This window comes from Variovorax sp. KK3, from assembly GCF_001984055.1.
In the GTDB taxonomy this organism is placed as follows: domain Bacteria; phylum Pseudomonadota; class Gammaproteobacteria; order Burkholderiales; family Burkholderiaceae_C; genus Variovorax.
The window spans coordinates 1-7,489 of the sequence record NZ_LYVO01000147.1; the positions used below are offsets into that span (position 1 = coordinate 1).

Annotated in this window: 8 protein-coding genes; 2 read left to right on the forward strand and 6 right to left on the reverse strand. The window is 67.9% G+C overall.

Going from position 1 to position 7,489, the window contains the following annotated elements; translation table 11 throughout:
- From B0W80_RS33440 to purU, 3 genes are all read right to left on the reverse strand, one after another.
- A partial coding sequence (locus B0W80_RS33440) for a CidA/LrgA family protein (RefSeq protein WP_077003446.1) occupies window positions 1-326 on the reverse strand: 326 nt, incomplete at its 3' end.
- 2 nt (window positions 327-328) lie between these two features.
- A complete protein-coding gene (locus B0W80_RS33445; protein WP_083745804.1) occupies window positions 329-1,897 on the reverse strand; it encodes an FAD-linked oxidase C-terminal domain-containing protein in 1,569 nt (522 codons plus the stop codon).
- Between the two features lie 13 nt (window positions 1,898-1,910).
- Complete coding sequence (gene purU / locus B0W80_RS33450; RefSeq protein WP_077003447.1) at window positions 1,911-2,759, reverse strand: formyltetrahydrofolate deformylase; 849 nt, start codon at window positions 2,757-2,759, stop codon at window positions 1,911-1,913.
- Between the two features lie 88 nt (window positions 2,760-2,847).
- Between purU and B0W80_RS33455 the strand changes: the two genes are divergently transcribed.
- A complete protein-coding gene (locus B0W80_RS33455) occupies window positions 2,848-4,182 on the forward strand; it encodes an aminotransferase class III-fold pyridoxal phosphate-dependent enzyme (RefSeq protein ID WP_077003448.1) in 1,335 nt (444 codons plus the stop codon).
- A 33-nt stretch (window positions 4,183-4,215) separates the two neighbouring features.
- On the opposite strand, the gene B0W80_RS33460 is transcribed toward B0W80_RS33455, so the two are convergent.
- Window positions 4,216-5,070, reverse strand: coding sequence for a ChaN family lipoprotein (locus B0W80_RS33460; RefSeq protein ID WP_077003449.1), 855 nt, complete (start codon window positions 5,068-5,070; stop codon window positions 4,216-4,218).
- 116 nt (window positions 5,071-5,186) lie between these two features.
- Here B0W80_RS33460 and B0W80_RS33465 point away from each other — a divergent pair, with 116 nt between their 5' ends.
- Entirely contained in the window at window positions 5,187-6,245 is a 1,059-nt protein-coding gene (locus B0W80_RS33465; RefSeq protein ID WP_256856761.1) for an AbrB family transcriptional regulator, read from the forward strand.
- On the opposite strand, the gene B0W80_RS33470 is transcribed toward B0W80_RS33465, so the two are convergent.
- On the reverse strand, window positions 6,242-6,520 hold the full coding sequence (locus tag B0W80_RS33470; RefSeq protein WP_077003453.1) for a DUF3567 domain-containing protein: 279 nt from the start codon (window positions 6,518-6,520) through the stop codon (window positions 6,242-6,244). The two genes, B0W80_RS33465 and B0W80_RS33470, sit on opposite strands and share 4 nt — an antisense overlap.
- A 123-nt stretch (window positions 6,521-6,643) precedes the next feature.
- Window positions 6,644-7,441, reverse strand: a complete 798-nt coding sequence (locus tag B0W80_RS33475; RefSeq protein WP_077003451.1) for a DUF3108 domain-containing protein — start codon at window positions 7,439-7,441, stop codon at window positions 6,644-6,646.
- Window positions 7,442-7,489: the final 48 nt, after the last annotated feature.

A 7,489-nucleotide genomic window follows, 5' to 3' on the forward strand; every position in this document is an offset into this window, starting at 1 on the left:
GGCCAGTGGAGCACCGTCGCGGTCACCGCCAGTCCGATCCAGGTCGACAGCGCGATCACCGCCAGCATGCGGCCGCCGTACTGGGCCAGCAGCCCGAGGTGCGTCATCACGCCCACGCCGACCGGAATGAAGAGCAGCGACAGGTGCGACAGCAGGAAGTTCGCGCATTCGGCCACCGGCTCGCGCACCAGCGGAAAGCGCAGCGCCGCCAGCAGCAGTACCAGGCCCACCACGGGCCCCGGCAGCGGCAGCGAGAGCCCGCGCGACAGCAGCTCGCCGACGGACTGCAGCACCAGGAGCCAGGCGAGCCCGCGCAGACCCTTCATCGTCAGTAGCGCGGCAGCTCGGGGAAGGGCACGCGTCCCGCGCGGAACACCTGCTTGCCGTATTCGGCGCAGCGTTGCAGCGTCGGGATGGCCTTGCCGGGATTGAGCAGGCCGACATGGTCGAAGGCGCGCTTCACGCCGAACATCTGCTCGTTTTCTGCGTCGGTGAACTGCACGCACATGCTGTTGAGCTTTTCGATGCCCACGCCATGTTCGCCCGAGACGGTGCCGCCCATCGCGACGCTGGTCTCGAGGATGTCGGCGCCGAACAGTTCGCAGCGGTGCAGCTGGTCGGGGTCGTTGGCGTCGAACAGCACCAGCGGGTGGAGGTTGCCGTCGCCGGCGTGGAAGACGTTGCAGCAGCGAAGCCCGTATTTCTGTTCCATCTGCTGGATCGCCAGCAGGATGTCGGCCAGGCGCTTGCGCGGAATGGTCGAGTCCAGGCACATGTAGTCGGGGCTGATGCGGCCCGAGGCGGGAAAGGCGTTCTTGCGCCCGCTCCAGAAGCGCAGGCGCTCTTCCTCGCTGGTGCTGACCGAGATCGCGGTGGCGCCCGCGGTGCGCAGCACCTCGCTCATGCGTTCGATCTCTTCCTCGACCTCTTCCGGCGTGCCATCGGATTCGCACAGCAGGATGGCCGCGGCCTCCAGGTCGTAGCCGGCATGCACGAAGTCCTCGACCGCGGCGGTCATGGGCTTGTCCATCATCTCGAGGCCGGCCGGAATGATGCCGGCCGCGATCACCGCCGCCACCGCGTCGCCGGCCTTTCGCACGTCGTCGAAGCTGGCCATGATGCAGCGCGCGAGCTGCGGCTTGGGCACCAGCTTCACGGTGACTTCGGTGGTCACGGCCAGCATGCCCTCGCTGCCCACCACCAGCGACAGCAGGTCGAGGCCCGGGCAGTCGAGGGCCTCGCTGCCGAACTCCACCAGCTCGCCGTCCGCGGTGAAGCCGCGCACGCGCAGCACGTTGTGCAGCGTCAGGCCGTACTTGAGGCAGTGCACGCCGCCCGAGTTCTCGGCTACGTTGCCGCCGATGGTGCAGGCGATCTGGCTCGACGGATCGGGCGCGTAGTACAGGTTGAAAGGCGCGGCGGCTTCGCTGATGGCGAGGTTGCGCACGCCGCACTGGACCACCGCGGTGCGGCCGATCGGATCGATCCGGATGATCTGGTTGAACTTGGCCAGCGACAGCGTCACGCCGTCTGCGTACGGCATCGCGCCGCCCGAGAGCCCGGTGCCGGCACCGCGCGCGACCACCGGTGCGCCCAGCGCATGGCAGGCGCGCAGCACGGCCTGCACCTGCTCTTCGGTTTCGGGCAGCGCCACCACGAGAGGGCGCTGGCGGTAGGCGGTGAGGCCGTCGCACTCGTAGGGGGTGGTGTCTTCCGCATGCCACAGCAGGGCATGGGCAGGCAGGCAGGGACCGAGCGCCTTCACCACCAGCGCTTGGCGTTCGGCGCGCTCCAGCTGCTCGTGCCGCTCCTGCTGGTGATGCTCCCAGCTCTGGTGCTGCTGCTGCTGGTGCAGGACTTTCGGCGGTGGATATTGAGCAGGTTGCGAGGCGCTCATGACTTCTCCCGAGTTATCTGAACACGACCGTGCGGTGCCCGTTGAGCAGCACGCGGTGCTCACTGTGCCACTTCACGGCGCGGGCCAGCACCTGGGTTTCGGTGTCGCGGCCGCGCGCGGTGAGGTCTTCGACCGTGTCGGTGTGGTCGGCGCGCTCCACGTCCTGCTCGATGATCGGCCCTTCGTCGAGGTCCGCCGTCACATAGTGCGCTGTGGCACCGATGAGCTTCACCCCGCGGTCGTGTGCCTGGTAGTAGGGCTTGGCGCCCTTGAAGCTGGGCAGGAACGAATGGTGGATGTTGATCGCGCGGCCCGCGAGCTGGGTGCACAGGTCGTTGCTGAGGATCTGCATGTACCGCGCCAGCACCACCAGTTCGGCGCCCTCGGCCTCGATGATCTCGAGCTGCTTCGCTTCAGCCTGGACCTTGGTGGCCGCGGTCACCGGGATGTGGTGGAAGGGCACGTTGTAGCTGGCGGCGAGCTGGTAGAAGTCGCGGTGGTTCGAGATGATGGCGCGCACGTCGATGGCGAGCAGGCCGCTCTTCCAGCGGAACAGGAGGTCGTTGAGGCAGTGGCCTTCCTTGCTGACCAGCAGCACGGTTTTCATCGGCTGGGCCGCCAGGTGCAGCTTCCAGCGCATGCCGAAGGTTTGCGCCAGTCCGGCGATCTGTTCGCGCAATGCGGGCTCGTCCTGGTCGCCGCAGGCGAAGCGCACGCGCATGAAGAACAGGCCGGTGCCGTGGTCGTTGTACTGGGCCGCTTCCTCGATGTTGCCGCCGCGTTCGAGCAGGAATCCGGAGACGGCATGGACGATGCCGGTGCGGTCGGGACAGGACAGGGTCAGGATGTAGGCGCAGCTCATAAGGGGCCGGATTGTCGCAGGCCTGCCGCAAGTCCCGGCCGGTGACAAAATGCCCTTCCCCCAGTGCCGACCCGGCAGGAGCGAACAGATGGCCTACAACGACTTCCGCATGGACAACCAGTGGCTGCCCTTCACACCCAACCGGCATTTCCGCAAGGAGCCGCGGGTGTTCGTCGCCGCCGACGGCATGGAGTTCACCACGCACGATGGCCGCAAGGTGATCGACGGCATCTCCTCGCTGTGGTGCGTGGGCGCGGGGCACAACCGCAAGCCCATCAACGAAGCGATCAAGGCGCAGCTCGACACGCTGGATTACGCCACCGCTTTCCAGGTGAGCAACGACAAGGCCTTCCGGGCCGCCGAGATGATCGCCGCGATGGCGCCGGGCGACCTCAACAAGGTGCTGTTCTGCAACTCGGGCAGCGAGGCGGCCGACACCTCGCTGAAGGTGGCGCTGGCCTACCACCGGGCGCGCGGCGAGGGCCATCGCAACGTCTTCATCGGGCGCGAGAAGGGCTACCACGGCGTGGGCTTCGGCGGCATGTCGGTGGGCGGCATTCCGGGCAACCGCAAGGTGTTTGGCTCGGCCTTCCTGCCGCGCGTGGACCACATGCGCTTCATCCACGACCCGGTGAACCATGCGTATGTCCACAACCAGGAGCCGGTGTGGACCGAAGACCCGTTGGTCGAACTGGAGCAGCGCATCCTGCCGCTGCACGACCCGAGCAACGTGGCGGCGATCATCGTCGAGCCGGTGGCCGGCTCCGCCGGCTGGTACGTGCCGCCCAAGGGCTACCTGCAGCGGCTGCGCGAGATCTGCGACAAGCACGGCATCCTGCTGATCTTCGACGAGGTCATTACCGGCTTCGGCCGCATGGGCACCAATTTCGCCGCCGACTACTTCGGTGTGGTGCCCGACATGCTGAACTTCGCGAAGTGCGTGACCAACGGCGTGATTCCGCTGGGCGGCGTGATCTGCCGCGACAAGCTCTACGACGAGATGATGAACACCTCGGCGCCCGAGCACGTGGTGGAGTTCTTTCACGGCTATACCTATTCGGGCCACCCGGTGGCGTGCGCCGCGGCCATCGCGACGCTGGAGCTGCTGCAGAAGGAGCAGCTTTTCGCGCGCGCCGGCGAGATGGGCAAGGTGCTGGGCGATGCCATGCATGCGGGCTTGAAGGGGCTGCCCAACGTGGTCGGTATCCGAAGCCTGGGCCTGGCCGCAGCTGTGGAATTGGCGCCTATCGCGGGGGCGCCGGGCAAGCGGGCCTACGACATCTTCCTCGACTGTTTCCAGAAGGGCGCGCTGGTGCGGCCGGCGGGCGAGGTGGTGGTGCTGTCGCCGCCCTTCGTGGTGGAGAAGTCGCACATCGACACGCTCGTGGGCACCTTGGCGGATTCGATCCGCCGACATGCCTGAACAACCGAGCCGACCGGGCGTGCGCCCGATGCTTCAGCTCTTCGGCGCGGTCGGCGCGGTCGGCGCGCGCAGTGCCGCGCAGTAGTCCTTCTCGGGAATGGCGGGTGTGCGCCAGACGGCATCGAAGGCGCTGGGTTCGCGCGGCGCCGCCGCCGCATCGCCGGCCTGCAACTGCACGGTCTTCACCGCCATGTCGCTGGGCAGGTGCTGCGGCACGCCGAGCGCCTTGGCGCTGTGGCCGGCACCGCTCAGCAGCAGCACGGTCTTGCCCGGCACGCGTGCCTTGAGGATGGTTTGCGCCATGGCGCGGTCGCGTGCGATCTGAATGCGCGTCATCGGACCGATCTGCGACTCGGGCAGCAGGTTGCAGTGGCCGTCGCGCACGGCGGCCTGCTGCGCCTTGTGCGCGTCGGGGTTGAGCTGCGCGTCGAGCGACACGTCGGCCATGGCGTCCTTCATGCGCGCGCGGGGCAGGTTGGCGCCGAGCACGGGCACGCCGGCGCGCACGGCGGCCATCACGGCCGGACCGTAGGCGGCCCAGGGCCAAGCCTTGTCGTTCCAGTTGAGTGCGGCCTGCACCTGTGCTTCGGTCGCGGCCTTGTCCATGAGCGCGGTGCTCTGGCCTTCTTCCGCCATCTCGATCGCCACGGCCGCCAGGCGGTTTCGGCCGGCCAGGGCTTCGACTGTCTCGCGCTCGATGACCTGGTGCTCGGGCGCGTCGTGCTGTTCGCCGAGCAGCAGGGCATCGGCAGGCAGCAGGGCGAGCGCGCGGCGGGGGACCGGGGCGTCCGAGGCCGTGGACTCGGGTCGTGCGGCGCAGCCTGCAAGCACGATGGCGGTCAGCAGCAGCGCCAGGGGCGCTGGCAGCCGGGAGGGGCGAAGCGACATCGGGCCATACTACGCGACGGCAGCCGCGCCGCGCTGCCGGCCCTTTCCCCTTTTTCCCCCTTGTGCCCCCGTTCCGATTGACGCTGCGCGTCGTTGCCACTCTGTTACTCGCGCTCGTGGCCGCGCTGGCTTGCCTGGCACTGCATACGCCGTTGCCCTGGATGATCGGGCCGCTGCTCGCCGTCTCGCTGGCCTCCATCGTGGGGGCGCCCACGGCGAGCTACACGCCGCTGCGCAATGCCGGCCAATGGGCCATCGGCACGGCGCTGGGGTTGTACTTCACGCCGCAGATGGTGGGATTGGTGGCCGGCCTGTGGTGGGCGATCGTGCTCGCGATCGTCTGGGCGCTGGGGCTGGGCTGGCTCTTCGGGCGCTGGCTGCATGGTCTGCACGCGTCGAAGATGCCGCACGTGCCCGAGCACTCCATGAGAGCCACGACTTACTTCGCAGGTGCGATCGGCGGCGCGTCGGAGATGACGCTGCTGGCCGAGCGGGTCGGGGCGCGCACCGATCTGGTGGCGGCCGCCCACAGCCTGCGGCTGGTCGTGGTCACGATCACGATTCCTTTCGCGATGCAGTGGATCGGCCTGCACGGTTTGGAAATACAGGTCGCGGGCTCGCGCGAGGTGCGCTGGGACGGGCTCGCGCTGCTGGTGCTGGCCACCGGTGTGGGCGGGTTGGCGATGCGACTGGCGGGGCGAACCAATCCTTGGTTCATCGGGCCGCTGCTGGTGTCCATGGGCTTCACGGTCGCGGGGCATCCGTTGTCGGCCGTGCCGCCGTGGGTGTCGAACGTGGCCCAACTCGTGATCGCGGTCAGCCTGGGCGTACGCTTCAGCCGGGAGTTTCTGCACACGGCACCCCGCTGGCTGGCCACCGTGGCGGGCGGCACGTTGGGGATGATCGTCGTGTGCGGGGTGTTCGCCTGGCTGCTGGCCTGGGCCACGGGGCTGCATCCTGCGACGATGGTGCTCGGCACCTCGCCGGGCGGCATCGCCGAGATGGCGATCACCGCGAAGGTTCTGCAACTGGGGGTGCCGGTGGTGACGGCGTTTCAGGTCTGCCGGCTGGTGGCGGTGTTACTGATCGTGGGGCCGATGTACGGCTGGCTGTACGGAAGAAAACGAGACAGCGAAGGCGAAAGAAAAAGACCCGAGGAAGAAGCGTCGGGTTAGTGCACCAGCACCGGCGTGTGGGCCAGTTCTGCGTAGCCCTCGAGCGTGTCCTCGACCTCTTCCTGGGTCGGCGTGTTGAGCTGCCAGGCCGCGATCTGCTGCTGGAACAGTTCGGCCCACGAACCGTCGAGGTAGACCTCCTTGCCGGAGCACTTGTCCACGATCTCGAAGCCATGGCGCGCGAGCACGGGGATGTGGGGCGACAGCGGCTTGTCGTCCTCTGTCGGTTGCACGTGCACGACGACAAAGGAGTCGGAGTCGTAAAGCATTTGCATGGCGGGTCCAGTGAGGATGTCGTTGACCTTCATATTGGTTAGATAGCCATCAATGCGCCAGTTTCAAGAAGGGCTGTTGCCTTGTAGGCACAGAGCGTGAGTTTGTGTGCATTCTTCGGTCGTTCAGGGCCGTGCGCCCTGTGCTTCGCGCAATTGGAAGTCCGCGAAGTCGCCGTTCGATTGGGTCTGCCGGATTCGCACCGGCAGGTATCCGAGCGCGGGCGCGATCCAGAGTTCCACCTTGTCGTCGAAAGGTTTGCGCGGGTTGCGCGTGAGCTTGCGGGCTTCGAACTCGCCGGCCGGCAGGCTGAGGTGTTCGTCTTCCTCGACCTTGAAGATCCACAGATCGGCATCGCGCGGCCCCACGGTCTGGATCGCGAAGGCGGCGCCGGGCGGATAGCGCGCCGGATCGCCTGCCAGCAGCGCGCCCAGTTGCATCATGACGCTGAGCCGGTCCTGTGCGCCGGGCATCAGGGGCACGGTCGGCGCATTGTTGCTGAACACCACCTGGCCCTGTTCGCGCATGAAGTGCGAGGCCACCTCGCCGCGCCGTTTGTCCGAGAAGCGCGCAGGCTCGATGCCGCCCGGACCGATGGTGCCGCTGCTCTGCTGGCTGCGGATGGTCTTGAAGAGGAAGGTCAAGGACAGTTGGGCGTCGTACTGATGGCCATCCTGCTGCCAGAGCAGCTTGCCGAACACGCCCTGCATCGGCGCGGCGCCCATCTGGCCGGTGACGGCGAAAGCCAACTGCACCGGGCCCGATAGCTGGACCGGCGCCGACGCCTCGGCTTGGCCGGTGTTTGCACCGCTGCCGGCCTGACTCGCCTGCGCAGCGCCGGCTGCGGCGGGCTCACCGGTCGCCGGGCCGGCCGTCGCTTCGTTGGCAGCCGGCTCGGCCGGTGCCACGGGTTCGGCCGGCATGGTTCGTTCGGGTGTCGGACTATCTGCGGCCGAGGGGCGGGGTTCCGT

What these genes read in the sequence shown, in the direction of transcription:
- B0W80_RS33475 (WP_077003451.1), bottom strand. Translation starts at nt 7,441, where the DNA reads ATGCCGGCCGAACCCGTGGCACCGGCCGAGCCGGCTGCCAACGAAGCG.
- purU (WP_077003447.1), bottom strand. Translation starts at nt 2,759, where the DNA reads ATGAGCTGCGCCTACATCCTGACCCTGTCCTGTCCCGACCGCACCGGC.
- B0W80_RS33470 (WP_077003453.1), bottom strand. Translation starts at nt 6,520, where the DNA reads ATGCAAATGCTTTACGACTCCGACTCCTTTGTCGTCGTGCACGTGCAA.
- B0W80_RS33455 (WP_077003448.1), top strand. Translation starts at nt 2,848, where the DNA reads ATGGCCTACAACGACTTCCGCATGGACAACCAGTGGCTGCCCTTCACA.
- B0W80_RS33460 (WP_077003449.1), bottom strand. Translation starts at nt 5,070, where the DNA reads ATGTCGCTTCGCCCCTCCCGGCTGCCAGCGCCCCTGGCGCTGCTGCTG.
- B0W80_RS33445 (WP_083745804.1), bottom strand. Translation starts at nt 1,897, where the DNA reads ATGAGCGCCTCGCAACCTGCTCAATATCCACCGCCGAAAGTCCTGCAC.